The organism is Pseudomonas sp. YJ42, assembly GCF_047225135.1.
Classification (GTDB): Bacteria; Pseudomonadota; Gammaproteobacteria; order Pseudomonadales; family Pseudomonadaceae; genus Stutzerimonas; species Stutzerimonas stutzeri_E.
On sequence record NZ_CP178378.1, the window covers coordinates 939272 to 957311 of the forward strand.

The 18040-nt window shown below is 56.8% G+C and carries 12 protein-coding genes and 1 pseudogene; 6 read left to right on the plus strand and 7 right to left on the minus strand.

The features are described 5' to 3' along the window. Window positions 1-360: 360 nt before the first annotated feature. A pseudogene (locus tag ACL0K2_RS04055) lies at window positions 361-669 on the minus strand (hypothetical protein); the annotation flags it as partial. A gap of 492 nt (window positions 670-1161) precedes the next feature. On the opposite strand from ACL0K2_RS04055, the gene ACL0K2_RS04060 reads away from it, so the two are divergent. Continuing rightward, window positions 1162-2598, plus strand: a complete 1437-nt coding sequence (locus tag ACL0K2_RS04060) for a hypothetical protein (RefSeq protein WP_413043834.1) — start codon at window positions 1162-1164, stop codon at window positions 2596-2598. A gap of 160 nt (window positions 2599-2758) precedes the next feature. Here the strand turns inward: ACL0K2_RS04060 and ACL0K2_RS04065 are convergent, their stop codons facing one another. After that, the gene (locus ACL0K2_RS04065) at window positions 2759-3868 is read right to left on the minus strand and encodes a PBS lyase (protein ID WP_413044433.1); all 1110 of its coding nucleotides are present in this window, start codon (window positions 3866-3868) and stop codon (window positions 2759-2761) included. A 1107-nt stretch (window positions 3869-4975) separates the two neighbouring features. Between ACL0K2_RS04065 and ACL0K2_RS04070 the strand changes: the two genes are divergently transcribed. Next, window positions 4976-5569 carry a hypothetical protein gene (locus tag ACL0K2_RS04070; RefSeq protein WP_413043835.1) on the plus strand — a complete coding sequence of 198 codons (594 nt, stop codon included), beginning with the start codon at window positions 4976-4978 and terminating at the stop codon, window positions 5567-5569. A 259-nt stretch (window positions 5570-5828) separates the two neighbouring features. On the opposite strand, the gene ACL0K2_RS04075 is transcribed toward ACL0K2_RS04070, so the two are convergent. Together ACL0K2_RS04075 and ACL0K2_RS04080 are read right to left on the minus strand one after the other, a co-directional pair. Further along, on the minus strand, window positions 5829-6566 hold the full coding sequence (locus ACL0K2_RS04075) for a hypothetical protein (protein ID WP_413043836.1): 738 nt from the start codon (window positions 6564-6566) through the stop codon (window positions 5829-5831). A gap of 375 nt (window positions 6567-6941) precedes the next feature. Continuing rightward, the gene (locus tag ACL0K2_RS04080; RefSeq protein ID WP_413043837.1) at window positions 6942-10331 is read right to left on the minus strand and encodes a P-loop NTPase fold protein; all 3390 of its coding nucleotides are present in this window, start codon (window positions 10329-10331) and stop codon (window positions 6942-6944) included. 739 nt (window positions 10332-11070) lie between these two features. On the opposite strand from ACL0K2_RS04080, the gene ACL0K2_RS04085 reads away from it, so the two are divergent. Then, window positions 11071-11337: a hypothetical protein gene (locus tag ACL0K2_RS04085; protein WP_413043838.1), complete on the plus strand. Its 267-nt coding sequence runs from the start codon at window positions 11071-11073 to the stop codon at window positions 11335-11337. An 86-nt stretch (window positions 11338-11423) separates the two neighbouring features. Here ACL0K2_RS04085 and ACL0K2_RS04090 read toward each other — a convergent pair whose 3' ends face one another. The 3 genes from ACL0K2_RS04090 to ACL0K2_RS04100 all read right to left on the minus strand — a co-directional run bounded on the left by ACL0K2_RS04090 (window position 11424) and on the right by ACL0K2_RS04100 (window position 13841). Further along, a complete protein-coding gene (locus tag ACL0K2_RS04090; RefSeq protein WP_413043839.1) occupies window positions 11424-11939 on the minus strand; it encodes a hypothetical protein in 516 nt (171 codons plus the stop codon). 25 nt (window positions 11940-11964) lie between these two features. Then, the gene (locus tag ACL0K2_RS04095) at window positions 11965-12642 is read right to left on the minus strand and encodes a DUF5710 domain-containing protein (RefSeq protein WP_413043840.1); all 678 of its coding nucleotides are present in this window, start codon (window positions 12640-12642) and stop codon (window positions 11965-11967) included. Between the two features lie 293 nt (window positions 12643-12935). Next, on the minus strand, window positions 12936-13841 hold the full coding sequence (locus tag ACL0K2_RS04100) for an aromatic alcohol reductase (protein WP_413043841.1): 906 nt from the start codon (window positions 13839-13841) through the stop codon (window positions 12936-12938). A 96-nt stretch (window positions 13842-13937) separates the two neighbouring features. Here ACL0K2_RS04100 and ACL0K2_RS04105 point away from each other — a divergent pair, with 96 nt between their 5' ends. The 3 genes from ACL0K2_RS04105 to ACL0K2_RS04115 all read left to right on the plus strand — a co-directional run bounded on the left by ACL0K2_RS04105 (window position 13938) and on the right by ACL0K2_RS04115 (window position 17812). Next, entirely contained in the window at window positions 13938-14333 is a 396-nt protein-coding gene (locus ACL0K2_RS04105; RefSeq protein WP_413043842.1) for a winged helix-turn-helix transcriptional regulator, read from the plus strand. Window positions 14334-14740: 407 nt separating this feature from the next. Continuing rightward, a complete protein-coding gene (locus ACL0K2_RS04110; protein ID WP_413043843.1) occupies window positions 14741-15685 on the plus strand; it encodes a DNA/RNA non-specific endonuclease in 945 nt (314 codons plus the stop codon). A 303-nt stretch (window positions 15686-15988) separates the two neighbouring features. After that, window positions 15989-17812, plus strand: coding sequence for a pyruvate kinase (locus ACL0K2_RS04115; protein WP_413044434.1), 1824 nt, complete (start codon window positions 15989-15991; stop codon window positions 17810-17812). Window positions 17813-18040: the final 228 nt, after the last annotated feature.

The following is an 18040-nucleotide window of genomic DNA, read 5'->3' on the forward strand; positions in this document are numbered from 1 at the left end:
TTTGCTTCGCATCGACTGTTGCTAGGGCGTGCTATTGACCCTGTTAAGTGAAGTCGGCTGAGTGCTGCCGGGGCTTTCGGAGATCAAGCTAGCTCGCTCTTACGAGCGAGCTAGCGGGTACGACTTGCGGGTATTCGATACGCCTGAAGCACTGATGCAGTGATCGAGTCGTGCAACGGGAAGAACAAGCCCGGTAGTCTGCATCCATAGCTGTCAGGGGCTTAGCCATCCTCAGTTATCCGATCACCAGCGTCGGCAGTAGACGGGGGCTGCCTGCCCGAAATTTCGGCGGTGCCTTCCGAACATCGAAACGCACATCCCGTAGAGCCAGTTGGTGCTCGTCACGATGAACAGAGAGTCCGCCATGATCGGCAGGCGCAGGGTGTCGATCACCGGGAGCTGGTGCAGGGCAAGCGTTGGGGCCTGCTGTTTGAGGATCGGCAGGTCATGGTCGATGACGTTGTGGCCGAGCACGAAGATTGCGCCCTGCCCCAGGCTGTCCAGGGCATCGAGGACGCTGGGCAGGTCCTTGTCGACCTTGCGTTCGAGGTCCTCGCCCGTGTCAGGGCGCAGGGCACCGACCATGAAGATGCGGTCGGGTTGGTCGGCTTTGCCGGGTGCGACTTCCAGATCGAAGATCAGGCTTTTGGGTTGAGACGGTGAAGCCATCCGGACGGCGATCCTTGCAACAGACTAGGGGCTATGGGCACTGTAGCGGCGGTAGGTGAGTGGGTCGCGTTGCCGTGCGGCTGAGGGGTCTCCGACGGGTGTGGGGCAGCTCAATGGCAAGAGCAAAAGAGCAAAAGAGTATGGCGTCACCCGGCTGGGCCGGGGCGCGCTGGCGTGCTTCGCATCGAGCCGGCCCAGGCCGTCTCGACCCTGAGGGGCGCTCATCGCTGACGCGAGGGCGGTGGGGATGGCGGGTTTCTGCCATGAGCGGCCATCGCTCATCTACGAATTCAAGGTCAATTCAGGTTGCGGTAGTGTGCGAAGAATCCTAACTGCAGGCGACTCTCGGATTTACACGCCATTCCGCTACCAAGACTGCCCCGTAAAGGCAACGCCTAAACAGCTTCACGGTATGTACTGTCATAATGCACTTGATGACATTTCAATGGTACTTTGCCATACCACTCGAACCCCAGTTCAGCTGTCGTGCCCATGCCTAAACATCCTCGCGGTCTCAATACATTCCCTCAGAAGTACCCTCAAACCGTTGAATATTTGAGCGCGATTGACGTGCAGAAAGAAGCTGTCGGTCTAGAGGACGATGGTTTTTGCACGGTGACGTTTGACGCAATTCCCTTACAACTCTTGCCCTTCCTGCGCCGTGCAACCTCCCAGGAAATTGTCAACAACCTGGACACTGCGCTGAGTTTCTTATTGATGGAAGCACGAGTTCCGAAATCTGTCGCTGAGGAGGCTATGAGAAACGATGGTTGGTGCTTGATCAGCGTCGCCGATACCCACATATCAGGTGACAACGCTTTTCCGGCTACAGCACTGGAGTTTTCCATAGAAGCGCAGGAGTCTAATCCGACGGTCCTCTTTGTAAAAATCAGTGCTTTAGCGCCTAGCGCAAAGGACCTGCACACACTCAAGCGAGTAATCGAGTGTCGCCATCATCAAGGCGCTGCCTTTGACTATCTAGGCCTTCAACCGAACAACAGTTTGTTCGTTGCGATCTATGACGTCGGCCAAGCCAGCATGAGTGCCATCATCGATCACAACAACAAGCCCAAGGCTTTCTTCGATTTTGGATGGCCGATTGGGTTCTTCCGTCGCACGCTACCAACTTGCCGAGGTTTCAATCCATTGGCTGAGGATGATTCTGACCATCCCGCCCCAGTTTTTCTTTCCCACCTAGACTGGGATCACTGGGGGTACGCATACGAGTCAGGTCGTCCCATTAAAGATCGGCAAAGCAAATTCTGGAAAACGTCTGTTACCTATAAGCCTGGTGTGCTTCAGCGCCCATGGGTGATGCGTCGCCCGTCTGCCGGCATGAAACTGGGAATCAGCCATGCGCACCTAATGTATTCGCTACAAAACCAAGTGCTTCAGGATGGCAGCAGTGCATTGAAATTCTGGCCTGCCAGGCGCAAGGAGATTCAATGGGGGGCATGTACGCTCTTCGCATGTAACCCTGTCAAAGGCATGAGCGATGCTAAGTACTTACGTAACAACGAAGCACTAGGAATGCTGGTGGAGAACTCTCAGAGTCCTTACTACCGCCGAGTGTTGCTCTGTGGTGATGCCGATTACACATCTATTCCGATGCGCTTTCAGAAAAATCTAGGCGGAATCGTGGCACCTCATCACGGCGGAGAAGTAACACCAGGCACGATTCCAGTGCCGAATTCGCCTAATACCCTTTACAGGTACATGGTCTTTTCAACTCATGAGGGCTGTTACTCCAATATCCCATCAACTAACACTATTACCGAGGCAGCCAATAAAGGCTGGGTAATACGCCGAACTGACGAAAGATCGGGCTGCGACTGTTGTCGCGGCGAAAGGAGAAATCGCTGGTTCTCTCTTGCTGACAGACCAATGCCTGGGCGCTCCCACAGTTGCCGTTGTTTGACTTTGAAATGAGAGCTACAAGACCTGAATTAGAGGCAAATGGGACAGATTTATTTTCGGCTAGCCCTCCGCCTCTGGCCGGAAGCGGCCGGGACCGAGCAGCAGCTATCGGTCGGGTAGCTGCGAGCCACACCCGCGCGGTCAAGATTCATTCTGATGACAACACAAGTAGTCAGAGTATTCGCTGCACCTTTTCGATGCTCAAAAGGCCTTGAGCGGCCAGTTGCATTAGCTGTCCCGCTGCTGCCTCGCGCTCGATTCTGGGTGTCACCGGGTCAACCATCAAATACTGTCGATCGCACCAATGCGCTAATTGACGGAGCCAGAACGCTTGGAGATCGGTTTCCGCGCCCAGCCGAGCGAGTAGGAATGCCAGCTGTTGCCAGGCAGGGAGCAGTCCCAAAATTGCTTCGCGACGGGCTGCCGGCAACGCATGCCAGCGCTGAGACAGTTTACTGTCCAGCTCTTTTAATGACGACCAAGGTTGCTTACCAAGCCGCGCGACCGAGGCACTAAAAACCCTGTCTGAATGGTCCTCGAGCATCTCAAACAAAAGCGATAAATGATCGTCGCGTAGCTGCAGCACGGCGGACTCGCGCACGGTTGAGTAGTCGGAGTGCAGTGCCTTGTCCAACCATTGCATATCGAGTTCGACGTTAAGCTCGCCGGCGAGACCAAGAATGCCTAGCCAGCCTCTCTTCGTCACTGGCATGTCGCCTTGAAGTCGCTCTGCGAGAATAGCAGCGGCATCGAGGCCGCTGCGCGGAGCTGCCCAGCATGCAAAACCCCTAACACCTCGGGATGCGTCCAACAACGCGTTGCGTAATGCGTCGCGCGGATCATCAAGTAAAGGCAGCAATGCCCGCAGCACGCAAACCCGAACGCTGGCGCCAGGTCGCGACAACGCTTCGGCTAGCAACGGGCGCGCCTGGTAAGCGGGTAGTTGCTTACAGGCAGCCACTGCCATCAGCCGTACGGTGAGCTCCCGGTGGGCTAGCGAAGACCGAAGAAGCGCCTCGGGCTCAGTGTCGCACTCTAGCAATAGGTCAAACAGGTAGCGCGCTGCTTTCCCCTGTCGCATCAGAAAGTTTCGATAAACCTCCTCCCGAACGAGCGGGGATTGTAATACCGTGCGCGCCGCCATGAGCGTGGGGCCATGATCGACCCTCTGCCGTGCTTCAAGGGCGATGAGCGGCTCAAGCGCCGTTAGCAGCGCGGGTGCCTGGGAAGGAGACAGATACTGTTTGAGTCCGGCCGCTGCGAGATCACGGACCTGTGGCACCAATCGTTGAGCCTGTCGATCAACGCGACTAGCGCGCCAGGTGAACGCGTGCGGTTCAACTCCCTCACCGCAACTTCCCGCACGAAACCGTTGCAGTGGCGAGACAGGCCAACCCATGCGGCGTCATTTCCAGCCTGTGCCACGAGTTCGAGCGCTTCGACACGTCGACGGTCTGCCCACGACTGAGCGGCCCCCTGCTTGTTCAATAACCTATCGAGCCAGCTTCGTATTTCGTTCAACTCTCAAATCTCGGACGCGTATATGAGCAGCTACTTGTGTCGTTCAACAGTAGGACGTAGTTTTTGAGGTCGCCCCAAGGGCGCGGCAGGCCTGGAGTGCACTGAGCCGCTCCACTGCCGTTACAGTAGCAGCCGCTTAGGGCCTGAAGTGTGCGTAATCCCCCGGTTTTGAATCCGCCATGACAGATCGATCAACAAGCGGTGTGCAGGGCAGCTTCGGGGCCTGCTGTTTGAGGATCGGCAGGTCATGGTCGATGACGTTATGGCCGAGCACGAAGCTTGCGCCCTGCCCCAGGCTGTCCAGTGCATCGAGGACGCTGGGCAGGTCCCTGTCGACCTTGCGTTCGAGTTCCTCGCCCGTGTCGGCAGGGCACCGACCATAAAGATGCGGTCGGGTTGGTCGGCTTTGCCGGGGGCGACCTCCAGATCGAAGATCAGGCTTTGGGTTGAGATGGTGAAGCCATCCGGACGGCGATCCTTGCAACAGACTACGGGGCTGGCTGCACCGTAGCGGCAAATGCCCGGTGTAGGTAGGTGCGTGAGGTCGCGGTGGGGTGTGGTTGAGGGTGTTTCCGACGGGTGTGAGATAGGGCAACGGCAAAAGAGCAAAAGAGCAAAAGAGCAAAAGAGCAAAAGATTGGGCGTCACCCGGCTGGGCCGGGTCGCGCTGGCGTGCTGCGCATCGAGCCGGACGGGGCCGTCCCGACCCAGGGGCGCTCATCGCTGACGAGGGGGCGATGGGGATGGCGGGTTTCGGCCGAAAGCACTCATTTTGAGTACGGGCAATAATTCCATGCAATTTTTAGCTTTTACCCACGGTGCTTTATGATGGGGAAGATGATTGTATTCGGCCAATAAGTAGATCTGTATGAAATGGAAGATCACAGCTATTATCGCTGTCGTACTCGGATTCCCTGCTGTATTTACTGCGGGAGTTGCCACAGCCTTATCTGTTGCCGCGGAAAAGGATTCTGCTGAGACGTTAAAAACTGCCCTGGGTTCTGCCGGTGATTGGGTATCCGGGCTTGGCGGACTCGCAGCCGCAACAATTGCCATCTATCTAGCGGATAAGCAACGGCGAGATAACTCAGCGAGGATGGAAATCAAACAATATTTCACCAAAGATAATTTCACTATTGAACTCATTTCGGTAGGGGAAAAACCCGCGACCGTCAGAGGTATTTACATTCGGTCTCCGCGTTATCGGAAGCAGGCAATGATAAGCAGGCCACCTATTTTGAAGTCAGATGCAATTCCAGCGCGGTTTGAGTACGGCGACGTACAGCGTCTGACTATCGACAAATCCATCTATTTCGATGTCGCTCTCGAGATAGAGCATGAGCTTGGTCAGAAGGAGTTCAGAGGTTTGCAGTTGGTGATTGGTACTAGCACCAAAGAGTTTAAACTTGACCTAGACCCTCAATTCGCTGCTGAGCTCGAACGTGAATCAGTAGACGACTAAGCCCTGCAGAAATGCGATTCTTTTTGGGACCAACGGTTTGGATCCGACATAGCTAGTCAGCGAAGAGCAGGGCTACGCCTGTTCGGCAGAATTTACAGGTAGCCCATCCTCAATACTAAAATGTCCCTCAATTCGCTGCCACCTTGCGCGGCTGCTTCTCGTCGGTTTCTACAGGTCGTAACATACATGGTCGATCGCTGCTGGTCGCGAATGTACGAAATCGGCCACAAGCGGCCAAGACCGAGGACAAACCATGAGACTATTTGTCGGCCAAGGAGCTGGTTTGGCCTTGCTTTAGTTCGCAATACTGGATCAGCTCGGCGAGGTAGCCGATCGCCTGATCCACAGGATCATGTTTCACTTTACGCAGGCTTGTCGCGATTTCTTGGCGATTGCTTTCGAATAGTTCCTTTACGAACTCTGGCATGACATTAGACTCGACGATTGCCTCCTCAAGCTCAGCCATGTTGAAGAGTGCTCCTCTGAGCTGCTCAACGCTCTCCAGCCCGGTCAATGTCTCGCGCAATAGCTGACAAAGATCCTCCGCAAATTCTAAAGAAAGACTACGGATGTCTTTAGTCGGGGCAGGGATCTCGATGACTTGCCCTCGATCACCTAGGCGCACCATTTTTGCTGGGACAAAGTAGCGCCCATCGACCCAGGCGCTAACAACGGGATTGCCGTCATGGGTCGCCGCATTACGCGCATCGCGCATGAAAGCACCATGGCGCAGTTGCACAATTTTCGACCATGGCAGCTGTTGGCCGGTCACTGTTTTGACGGCGTCTTTCAGTGTTTGAACGACATTCGCAAATGCTGAAAAGCCATAGACTACCGCTTGATTATTCTCTCTAGGGACGGTTTGTCCGCTGGCGAACAGCGCAAGTGATTGGTCACAGGCGGCCACGATGGCTTGCAAGTGATACTGAAGCTCGCGCACCTTACTGCCGAAATGATTTGCCACCCATCGCCGGTGACGCTCAGAAATCTCTTGCATTTTCTTACGCCCGAAGCTGCTCCAATTCTAGAAATTACACGGTACATAATTGTTACAGTCACATGAGCGTCTGTATTTGGCCGATTCTGTTGAAAAAGTCCCGCCTCGATATTGGTCCACGAAAGAGCGTGAACGACGTTGAAATCTGGTTCGCTCAGAAGGCGGGGTTGTTTTGGTTTTTACGTAGCAACACCAAAATCGAGCGTTTTTTGAGCAGCCGAAAAGCAACTCCCTCGGAGAGCGACTTTTTCAACAGAATCGGCCGAAAACTGCCTCTAGCAGGTGACCGCTTCCGGCCATGAAGCGGACTCATCAAACCTGACCTGAGGCTGCCTCGTTTATAGGCTCCGAGATACCAAGGAAACCCCGAGCGATTCACTGTTCAGGTTCAGCGTCACGCGCGGCTCTTGTGAGCGACTGGATCAGCGTCTTGAATCCCCTTGTCTCAGCGAACTTTTTGTACAAGGCCGGGGTGACCTGAGACAGCTTGGCAACGGCCTCCCCCATCGTGCTACGGAGTTCAGGTGAGTATTTAAATGCAGCGATCTGCTCAGCCTTCGCATCAAAGAATTTGGCCAACGCTGGAAGGCCGTCGGGGTCTCGGCTGAGGTGTGACAGGAACAGTACGATTCGTAGCACCTCTTGCGGGTTCGATGGCTGAATGTTCGGAATTAGGTGACCATATTTTGCGAGCGGTGCGACAAAGTCATCAGGCTCTACAGATTCGGAAAAGAGCATCGACCTCAAGCGAATACCGATGACAGCTCGTTGCTGGGCATCAAGTCCCCTCATCAACGCATCCATCATGGTGTACTGCTTTTGCCCCCACGCAGACGTCATCGAATTATTAGCGAGGGAGTTAAGCACTTGGATAAGGGCATCGATGACAGCCGCAATAGTTGGTATAGAAATCCCTCTGTTTACAACTGCCTCAACGACTGCCAGGTGCTGTTTCGCTCCACCCATGATGATCTGAACCCAGTCATCACAGGTTCGCTCTTCGCTCGTGGCCTGTTTGACCAGTCCGTCCCGTGTTATGGGCAGTACCTTCTCATCCGACTCCATCACGATGCGGATGAATTCGCCGTCCGCTTTGAGCAAATCCTGGCAGGCTTTTTCGATGTGCGTGTCCCACGAAGTCAGCCAAGTGGCGACCTCAAGCTCACCTACCCCAAAAGGCGCGACAGCGTTTGTCAGGACGCTGAAATGAGCCGTTACCCAGCTACTCTGCAGTGACCCAATGCGCCGTTCCCGAATTAAGTACGCCAAGAAACCTCCGATCGACTCACCGACCTGTTTATCAGGCAGGAGCTCGAACAGAGAGGACGCTTTCAGCGTTGCGTTCGCAAGTGCGCGGAAGACCGATGACTCAAAGATTCCATCTAAATCTTCCAGAGTGGCCAAAGCTTCCGCATCCGCTTTTCGGATGTAGATGATTGCAGCCACCGCTTTGATCAGGTGATTAGCGTTATTTGCAAGCAACCTGGTGATAGTGGAGCCGATGACCTGGTCAACATTTGTGGCCAGCGCCAGACCTACCACTGCATTTTCAACCTCACCGGCAGCGCCAGCGAATTTTGTCAGCACGGCGACTTCTGTTGCCGCAATGCCATCGGTCACGCCGCCACCCAGATTGCGATCCGCGTACAACCATTCAAGCGCCTGCACGACAGACCCACTAGGCAACGGAACTCGATCAAGCGGATAATCAGCGCAACTGACCAGCTGCAACTGCGCCTCGCCTAAACCGGTGTCGGCCAAGCTGAGCGCTTTGGCCGTGATCACTCGCAGCTCGGCCATATCGGGCAACAAATGCATTACATACTCTGCCCGCCTGACCACAAACTCTTCAAACTCGAACCCTTGAGCGTGGAGATAGCAGTCGTATTCATGCATAAGATTCCAGGCCGGCTCGAGCTGCTCCTGATCGAAATTGGAATTTAGCACTTTCTTCAGACTGGCCTTCAGATGATCACCATGCTTAATCAGCAGCCGACCGTCCAGCCCTTGGCCTTTGCAGTATCGTACGGCCTCATAGAAATCTCCAGATCCGGTTAGCGACTCGCTGAAGATTTCTAGTTGTACGTTATTGATCAGCTCCAGAAGAGATGTAATCCACTCACCTCCTTTCGCCTGATGCGCGTTTGAAATGGTTGGCAGCAGAGTGGCAAGCACCGGTCGCTGAGCTAAGAGCCGCTTCATGGCATCTGAGAACCCGAACAGGGAAGTGAGTCTGCCGAAGGCCTCGTGATCGTTGCTCGCAAACGCCTCTGCCAACGGCGTGTCCAACAACTCAGCGATCGCGATATCACCCGTTGTCAGGTAGTGAATCTGCAGAAACTGGATCTGCCAACCTGTCTCCATTGAATCACCGAGAGTCGCGCTCAGCAGGGTCCGAGTGTCCTTGACCAGCTCCGCCTGGGCTTTCTGAACTTTCTCGATCTCATTCAAATAGGGCACCGAAAACCCATCCGTGCGGAGGATCTGCACCAGGGGGAACTCGGCATACTTGCAGAGCAGGAGATGGCCGGCAATAGCGAGGAGACTGATCTCTTCCCCTACCACCAGAGCAGTTGCGGCAATGTCGTTAATGAATTTTTTTTGCAGCCGAGGCGTAACAAGGTTGTTGGCCATCGGGCTGTGGCGCTGCAGCAATTGAGCACTTTGCTCAATGAGGCTTTCACCTGTATCGGGGAACGAGTGGTTCCATAGATGACGGAACCCGTCTTTCCAGCCGGAAGTAATGACAGGCGGGGAGCGGAAAACGACAGGGAATTTTTTCGCGATAAAGTCCTTGCTGTCGTACCGGCGATCACCATCTGCCTTCAAATACTCTGCGAGTTTCGTCGAGCAGAAGGGAACAATGACGGTCAGATTCTTAGCTTCGGCAGCAACTGCGATGAAGATCTCCAAGTCGCTCCAGACTGAGCGCAGACTGTCTTTGGGCAAGCGATCCAGGTTGTCCAAAATAATGACGAAACGCTTATCCTCAACAACCTTCAATTGCTCAAGCAGCGTCCTCTTTAGATCCAGAGGCGTCACCTCCTTGCCCACCTCGATCTTTTCTTCAATGCGATCGTCGCTTGATCCCTTGAACAGGCTGAGCAAGCTCCAATCCTCATCCCCCACCTTGGTGTTCCAATGCCACAGCTTTGCGATGCCAAGGATTAATATCGGACTCAGCAAGGAAATGCAGTGGATGCCGATCAGCCACGGAGAGGTATTTTGAAGAACGCCTGGAAGCCAAGTGGCCTCGAGGGCATTGGTCGCCGTAGCGACGTGCGCGCTGCGCGACAATGCGAATATCTCTCGGAAGGACATAGCTGCAAAAAAAAGACTGGCGATCACGCCCAAGGCCCACGCACTGACGCGACTGTTTGTTTTTTTTGTGTACTCAAAGAGACGCCCCAACCCTCTGTCTCGCGAGGCCTTTACAGCTGCCGCTGCCTTGCTGAAAGGAGGCAACTCCTGAAGCACCTCGTCGGTAAACAGCTCGATGAAGTTGCTCTTGGTAGAGCCTTGGTAATTTTGCTCGCAATCGAAAAACCAGACCCTGAAGTCGGGATCAGCAGCTATCAGCTTCGCCTTCAACATGTTCAGGATCGAGCTCTTGCCGGAGCCAAACTCACCGTCCAGACCCACTACCTTGGACGGCTTATCACTAAGCAAATGACCATGTATTGCGCTCGCCACCTTGTCGTGGCTGCCACCAGGGAACACGTCCTGGCTCGCAGGGTGTTCGGTATGAAAATTAATCAACCGCATAGAAGTCCTTTTTTGTGTCGCACCGTCGCGACAAAGTGCGCTGGATGAGCGCGGCTGCCCAGCGCTAGGTGAGATCGCCAGCGAGAAGTCAGCTCAAGTTAAGCACCACATGTAGTAATTCTGTTGATCTAAAACACAAGGTAGTGACGTATTGCTCGGATGGCAAGCTGCCATGCATGTTAGCCAAGAGACGCATTTTCCTGGCCCCGGTGCGCAATAAATTTGCTCGAATGGCTATGTACAACTGCGCATTAAGGGCTTGCTATCGGAAATAGTGATTCGTCAGAGCGAATGTTAATAGACGCTGGGTGTCCACTTCCTGGCCGGTAGCCGCCATTCGCAATTTATCACTCCATTTACTCCTCATTACGCTTCAGCCTGTTTGCCCTCCCCCAATTCCCCGCGCTAGACTCTCCGGGTCGTGGTAAATCCCACGGCCGGGCGTGACAACCCGGGAACTAGGAGCGCCATAGCGGCTAGTCGGCATTTCGGTGTCGGCTATCGCTTTTCTATGGTGGGCCGTGCGGGGCAGGCTTCGGCCTGGCCGGTTCCCTTGGTTCCCGGTTGTCACCCCCGTGCGGTCCACCTCCATTCCGCGTGACAACGGGTGGTGGTGGCTCCTTAATCGAACCAAGGAGCACAAGCAGAATGCACTACCTCCTTTTTACGCCCGCGCCCCACCCCGTCGTTTCGTCCTTGTTTGGCTGTTCTGTTGTCACTTCGCGCTGCGAGGTGGGCCATGACTGAGCTGTCTTCCAACCTCCTGGCCTTTCCTTCCACTGCCCCCTTGCGTTGTTCGGCTGCCGTTTCGTCTTCCGGTCCCTTGGCCGAGGCGGAGATGCGGGTCGAGATGATCCGGGGGCTTTTGCTTCAGCTGACCGAGGACGAAGGCGTGCAGACCCTCGATCTGCGGGCGCGCCTGCTGGGCTATGCGGCTCAGGAACTGCTCGACGAGATGGTCGTGCTGTATCGGCGGGCATTCGGGGCGCAATCGGCGCAAGCCTGAGCCGGTGGGCCGTCCGCCTGGGCGGCCCGCTTTGCCCTCTCTTAGGGGTCGGTGTTTTGCAGCGCCGGCAGCCGGGCGGGTAACTGTTACACGATCTGAATCGTCGTTATGCCGCTCTTGGTCCAACGGACGGTACTGATCGCTTTGAACTGGCTAATGCCAACCGATCCGCGTTCGTTGCGCGCTTTCGAGCCAGGCTTGGTGAGTAATGCCTCGACATCGGCACGCTCCGCTTCGTACATCGCAAGCGCATTCAGGTCCATGTCCAATAAGACCAGCAGTACGGTATCGAAAGGCTGCCTGAGATCGATCTTGCCGACCCGCCCCGTTACGCGCTTCGGGTCAGCGATGCATCGCCCTTTTATTTGCACCCGAACGGGCTTCCCGTCTCGCATCTCCGTTGCGTCATAACCAGCGGTTCGAGCGGCGTGCAGATCCAAACCAGGAATGGCGGCCGCCTCGAACTCTGCCACTTCTCCCGTGATGCCCAACGGTTTACCAGTGAGCTGGCGGTAACGCACCGCGATCAGTTTGGCCTGGCGCAGCAGCTCCACGACCTCGTCGTTGCTTCCCCCTGAAGCGTCTTCTAATCCATAGCTCATGTAACGCTACCTTGATGCATCGGACTCACTGATCATCCTTGCGCTGGATGCACTCGACGAAATTCTCCGATGCATATCCCACGCTGCCATTCGCCTCGAAGGGCGCGTCGACCTTGTGCAGGATCATTTTGCTCGCGTCAGCAGGCGAAACGGGAAAGAACGCGCCACCCGGCTCTGAGTGCATGTAGAAGCCGCCCAGCTTGGCACCGCAGCGCTCGCAGTGGTTCATATAGTAGGTTGCCCCGGCCTGCTGGCTGTAGGCAGGCATATACCGGGTCGTATGGGATCGAAGCTGCGTCACTACCTTCGGCGACAAGCCATACACATTCGACACCGTCCCCATTTCCCCTTGGCGCATCCAGCAACCGCGTGGACTAGCTAGGGAAAACGCCTCGTCGTCCTCGTCTGCGTACTCGAACTGCTCATGATCCTCCGGCAGCATGAATGCATGCACCCGTGTCCGGCTGCTGCATTTCCAACATTCGGATGACGACTCGACCAAGAAGTACCAATGCGACCGGATTTTAAATTCCGGCTCATTCGCCAGGTCCGCATCGCCTTGCTGGGCGAGCCATCTCGCAAATGCAGCCGTTTCCTTGCCGTCGGGGACATACCAGGTCTTGGCCTGCGGGTCCCAACGCGCTCCAAGCGCTTTCGCCTCGTCCTTCTCTGCAAAAGGAACGTCTAAGTCAACGCGAGCCACACAGGTTCTCCTGCGACGGGTGAGGCAGCCCGGCATCGCCGGGACTCTGCTGCAATGACCGAAGGATAGCAAGGCTGCAAAGAGGCCTGTGAGATCGACCGGCGTGCATGGCGATGCACAGCCCGTCAGTACTCCGGGAGTAGCCGCAGCCGAGTAATGCTGCATACCTATGTTTCCATTGACTAGCGAAGAGAAAGCTCCCGCGTGATCAACCCCAGCGCGCAAGCTGTTGTACCTGTTTGAGCGCGGACAGCAACGCATAGCCGAGACCATTCAAGATCCGGCGGGATACATCAAAGCAAACGCTGTTCGATCCACTGCTTAACGTCGATGGTTTCGATCGCCCGACGGGCGTTATAAGTGGCACCTTTTGCCCAAGCAACGCCTTTTCCTTCGGCGAAGACCGTACGGTACTTGCGGATCGGATCATTGGGTGCTGCTGCCAGGTCTGCTTGGAGCGCCGGCACTGTCCATTCGACACGTTCAACCTTGCGGTTGAGCACTTGATCGACGGTATCTGCCAGTTGCCGGTAAGTAAGGGTGTCGCCGGCGATGAAAACGACTTGGTTAGCCAACTCCGGTTCGCACAGGACAGAAGCGGTTAGCCTGCCGATATCTTCGGGCGTGGTAACGGTCACAGACGTGTCCCAGCTACCCAGCGCATGAACAATATTGCGTTGCAGGTCTATTACGCCGAATGCAGGTTTGAACAGAAAGCTGGTGAACATACCGGTGGAGATGATCAGCCATTGCACACGCGGTTGGCCGCGCAGCAAATCACGCACGTCCAATTGTTCATCAAACAGGTCTTGCGCACTGCCCCGGCCGATCGCGTCGTAATCGACGCCAAACTGCCAAGGCACAAAACGATTCACATCTGACTGCAAGGCTGCGCGGGCCAGCTTGAGCTGAATCCCTTTCCCCGCCGTGAATCCCAGGCAACTGACCAGCGTGTCGTAACCGCTAAACAGCGCCGCGAGCTTTTCTTCAGAGTCATTGGCAGCATCGGCGAGTACTACCTCGATACCCAAGGCGCTGAGTTCATCAAGCGTCCGGCGCTTGCTGTCGGGCGTAATGTGGTCCACCGATGGTCTTAGCATGACGGTTACGCGCGCCGCCGGGAGCGCTGCCAATTCCCGGAGCACGGCCATGCCGAGTTCACCAGCACCCAGAACGAGAATGTTGTCGGTTGGTTGCATCAGTTGCCCCCATGAATGTTTGAAGTCGATGGGGCTTATCCTGTCATCGTTTCCGGACACGCATAAGAAGGCACACGAGTGATACCGCATGAATCCATGACCGAAGACGAGGTGATACGCCTATCTCAAGCCACCTGCGACGCACTCACCGACGAGGAAGACGGTCTCAAGCGCGAGGTGCTGACTCACGCCGGCAATCGCTGGTCGCTGGGGATTGTTCATACCCTGGGGGTTGAGGGAAAACTAAGACACGCCGAGATCGGTCGTCGCTTGCCAGGCATCACGCAGCGAATGCTCACCCGGAGCCTGCGGCGGCTTGAACGCGACGGGTTGATCGCACGTTGCGATCATGGCGAGGTTCCGCCGCGTGTCGATTACGAATTGACCGCGCTGGGCCGAAGTTTTTTGGTGCACATGGTGCCGCTATGGATCTGGCTGCTGGAGCATGCAGATGATTTTCGAGCCGCGCGCGCTCGGTTTGTTGATGGATGAATGTTCAAAGCACAACGAGTCGCCTCACGAGGCGACTGAGTACGACGCTAGCCTGCCCGATCGACCGATTCTGTACAAAATCGGTCCCGCGTGGAATGCATTGCGTGAGACGGCGATGTCGTGACCTTTGGGGCGGCGCCAGCTTCGACCGGCCGCCAACCTGAACCTGCTGCCTTTCGCGAGGTCATCCGTTGCGAATGTTTACAGGACGAATGAATGACCAAGCCTTTCGCAGATCGCCAGCGTCTGGAGGGATGCTAGGCTCAGCCCGCTGGGCCCAACCCGGCCGTCCACCCCCCATGTTCCCCAGAGTGCATGACAAAACCGTAACAGAACGCCGATAGGATCTGGATCGACCCGCGCATATGGCACCGCGCGAGGCTTGAATCCCTGGGAGGTCCTGTTTCGTGTCGGAATTTGCCCCGCAGCTCCTGCACCGCCCCCGCTTGGCTGACCTGCGCCGCCTCGGCCACCCCTCCGCCCTGGTCGATTCGCCCCCTACCCTGTCGCCCGCCCGAACCACATCAGCGCAAGCACTGGCTGACCGCGCGGGTTACCGAGCCGATTTCCTGGGCGATTTCCAGGTGCCTTGGCCGCAGCTACTTGAACCTTTCAGGAGCGACCTGTTAGCCATCCCCAACAGTGACGACGACCGGCTCGACTACACACACTTTTCTATCGCCATGTCCCGTAGCCGGCGCCTCGCCTTTGTCGTTGGCGTCAATATTAAAGGGGCGTCGCTGAAAGGGGTGCCGCGCAGCGGAGATTCCTGGCGTTATGACGGCCGTATCGCCACTGACGCACAGTGCGGTGAGGCGCTCTATGCGGACAACATGCTAGATCGGGGACATTTGGTGCGCCGGCAGGACCCGAATTGGGGTCCCCTGGCAGAACAAGCCAACGCCGACACGTTCCATTTCACCAATTGCGCTCCACAAATGGCCGGCTTCAACCAGAGGAACTGGCTTGATCTGGAAAACTACCTGCTGGACAACACGCGGCGATGGAAAACCCGTGCCACCATATTCAGTGGACCAGTATTCACGGAATCGGATCGCCTTTACCGGGGCGTTCGGATACCCAGCGCGTTCTGGAAGATCGTCGCGTTCATGGATGAGGATGGCCGGCCCTCCACCACAGCCTACATGATCAGCCAGGCCGCGGAGCTTGACCGATTGACCGCCCTGTTCGGTCGATTCAGGACCTACCAGCGCAGCGTGTTGCAGATTGAGCAATTGACCGGCATCAGTTTCGGCCCGCTGTCTAGCTACGATGGCTTCTCCAACGAGGAGCGCGCCACAGGTACCCGGATAGAGGCGGAAATTCGCCAGCTTGGCGACATCCGGGTCTGAACTGGCGCCTGCAAAAAGAGCAACGAGCCCGATCTCCCCGAGCATGCCGTGCTGAGCAAGGCAAGGAGCCGCAGGGAAACGCATCGCCTACGACCCGCCACGAAAAGTACGTAGCGCAATAGTCGCACGCCATCAAGGGACACACATGAGGGCCCGTTACGCGCCATAAGCATCGGCCGCCACCTGTCGCCTGTCATGAAACCGGTAGGTCGCGTGGCGGGTCAGTCTTCCCGTCAATGGCGTTGAGCCGCAGGCTCTGCAGGAGAAGCGATGTCAGACCAGACCCCGGTGCGCTCCACGACGATGTCGGATGTTCACGCCTTGCGCGTGCATCTCGAGTCGCTACGGGAGGCGATGACAAGCGCGAAGTGCCTGGCGCCGCTCAAAACGGCGCGGCTTCACGAGCACTATCGGGCAAGCGCGGAGAATCTTCTGCAGTATCTCTGCCTTCGCCGCCATGACCTGCGAGAGGTGCAAGCGCAGCTGGCTCAGGTGGGGTTGTCGTCGCTGGGTCGATCCGAAGCGGCCGCGCTCGCAGGCCTGACAAGGGTAATCGGCATCTTGCAGCGGCTCGAGGATCCGCGCGGGCAAGCACCGTCAATGCCCGATCTGGAGCTGGCCGAGGGGTCTCGACTTCTGGAGGCGCACACCGAGGCTCTTTTTGGGAAGCCTCGCAACGAGCGACCGGTTCGAATCATGGTCACGCTTCCCTCCGAAGCCGCGGAGGACGGCGCGCTCATCGAGTCGCTTATGCGCGCCGGCATGGACTGCGCCCGAATCAATTGTGCACATGACAGCCCCGAGCGTTGGCGTGCCATGATCGAGCACGTACGCGCTTCGGAGAAGACGCTCGGGCGCGCTTGCATGGTGACCCTCGATCTCGCTGGCCCCAAGCTGCGCACCGGTCCCATTGCCAAAGCGCCTGGCGTGAAAAAGGTCCGCCCCACTCGCGATCCCTACGGCCAGGTCGTTTGTCCCGCTCGCGTTCGGCTGGCCTGGGCAAGCTCGGACATAGACGACTCGGACGTTGATGCGTGCCTGATGCTAACGAGTGCTGACCGATTGGCGGTGCAGGCGGGCGATAAGCTGAAGCTTCGTGACGCGCGCGGCTCCACCCGAACCATGAGGGTCATCGGGATCGACCAGGACGGATGCCTGGCCGAGCTGAGCAAGACCGCGTACTTCACGGGAGGACTGAAGATCAAGCTGCGTCGCTCAGGCAAGACGCTCGGCCGGATGCACCTGTTTGAACTGCCTCCTCGCGATCAGCATTTGCATCTTCAGGCTGGGGACTGCCTCATGCTGACGGCCGAGAACGAGCCTGTTTATCCGCCCAGTCTAGACAACGGTGCCGAGCCGGCACGCATAGGCTGCACCTTGCCAGAGGTGTTGGCTGCGATCGGCGAAGGTGACCCGGTTTGGTTCGACGACGGCAAAATCGGGGCACGCGTGGAGTCTGCCTCCGCCGAGGCTCTGACCCTTCGCATCACTCAGGTTGCCCACGCTAGCGGTTGCGCCAAGCTGAGTAGCGACAAGGGCATCAACTTTCCCGACAACAAGCTGCCGGTGCGTGCGCCAACCGAGGAGGATATCGAGACGTTGGCTTTCGCGGCGACACACGCCGATATTGTCGAGATGTCCTTCACCAATACCGCGGAAGATGTCATCGAGCTGCTCGATCATCTGGAGCGCCTGGATGCGAAGCACCTCGGCGTGGTACTGAAGATTGAAACCCGCACCGGCTTTGAAAACTTGCCGGCCATGCTACTTGCCGGCATGCGGCTTCCTCGGTTCGGCGTGATGATTGCCCGCGGCGACTTGGCCGTAGAGAGCGGCTTCGAGCGGCTAGCAGAGGTACAGGAGGAGATGCTGTGCCTGTGTGAGGCTGCCCACGTCCCTGTAATCTGGGCGACCCAGGTCCTCGAAACCCTCGCGAAAAAGGGTGCTCCGGCGCGTTCCGAGATCACGGATGCAGCGATGAGCGTGCGCGCCGAATGTGTGATGCTCAACAAGGGGCCTTATATTCGCAAGGCGTTGGCGACGCTGGACGACGTGTTACGGCGAATGCGCGAACACCGGATCAAGAAGCGCGACCTGCTCCGATCCTTGCGGGTCGCCGAACTCTAGTTATCGGTAGACTCGCCGTGACGGACATCTGGCGAAACAAGTGATGGCTGCACTGGGACTATGCGCAGCGAGGCACCGGAAACACGATTGATGCCTACCTCATCGGCCAGTACAGCAGCTGGAGCGGCAATTCAGAAGGTGATTTCAACACGGTTATGACGTCCCAAGTTGGGACGATAAGCTCCTGGATACTAGCCAAACGGGCTCTCACAACAAGATTGAGGCGAC

Bases quoted from the DNA above. Each gene is read 5' to 3' on its own strand.
- ACL0K2_RS04060 (WP_413043834.1), top strand. From the start codon at position 1,162: ATGCCTAAACATCCTCGCGGTCTCAATACATTCCCTCAGAAGTACCCT.
- ACL0K2_RS04070 (WP_413043835.1), top strand. From the start codon at position 4,976: ATGAAATGGAAGATCACAGCTATTATCGCTGTCGTACTCGGATTCCCT.
- ACL0K2_RS04075 (WP_413043836.1), bottom strand. From the start codon at position 6,566: ATGCAAGAGATTTCTGAGCGTCACCGGCGATGGGTGGCAAATCATTTC.
- ACL0K2_RS04080 (WP_413043837.1), bottom strand. From the start codon at position 10,331: ATGCGGTTGATTAATTTTCATACCGAACACCCTGCGAGCCAGGACGTG.
- ACL0K2_RS04085 (WP_413043838.1), top strand. From the start codon at position 11,071: ATGACTGAGCTGTCTTCCAACCTCCTGGCCTTTCCTTCCACTGCCCCC.
- ACL0K2_RS04090 (WP_413043839.1), bottom strand. From the start codon at position 11,939: ATGAGCTATGGATTAGAAGACGCTTCAGGGGGAAGCAACGACGAGGTC.
- ACL0K2_RS04100 (WP_413043841.1), bottom strand. From the start codon at position 13,841: ATGCAACCAACCGACAACATTCTCGTTCTGGGTGCTGGTGAACTCGGC.
- ACL0K2_RS04105 (WP_413043842.1), top strand. From the start codon at position 13,938: ATGACCGAAGACGAGGTGATACGCCTATCTCAAGCCACCTGCGACGCA.
- ACL0K2_RS04115 (WP_413044434.1), top strand. From the start codon at position 15,989: ATGTCGGATGTTCACGCCTTGCGCGTGCATCTCGAGTCGCTACGGGAG.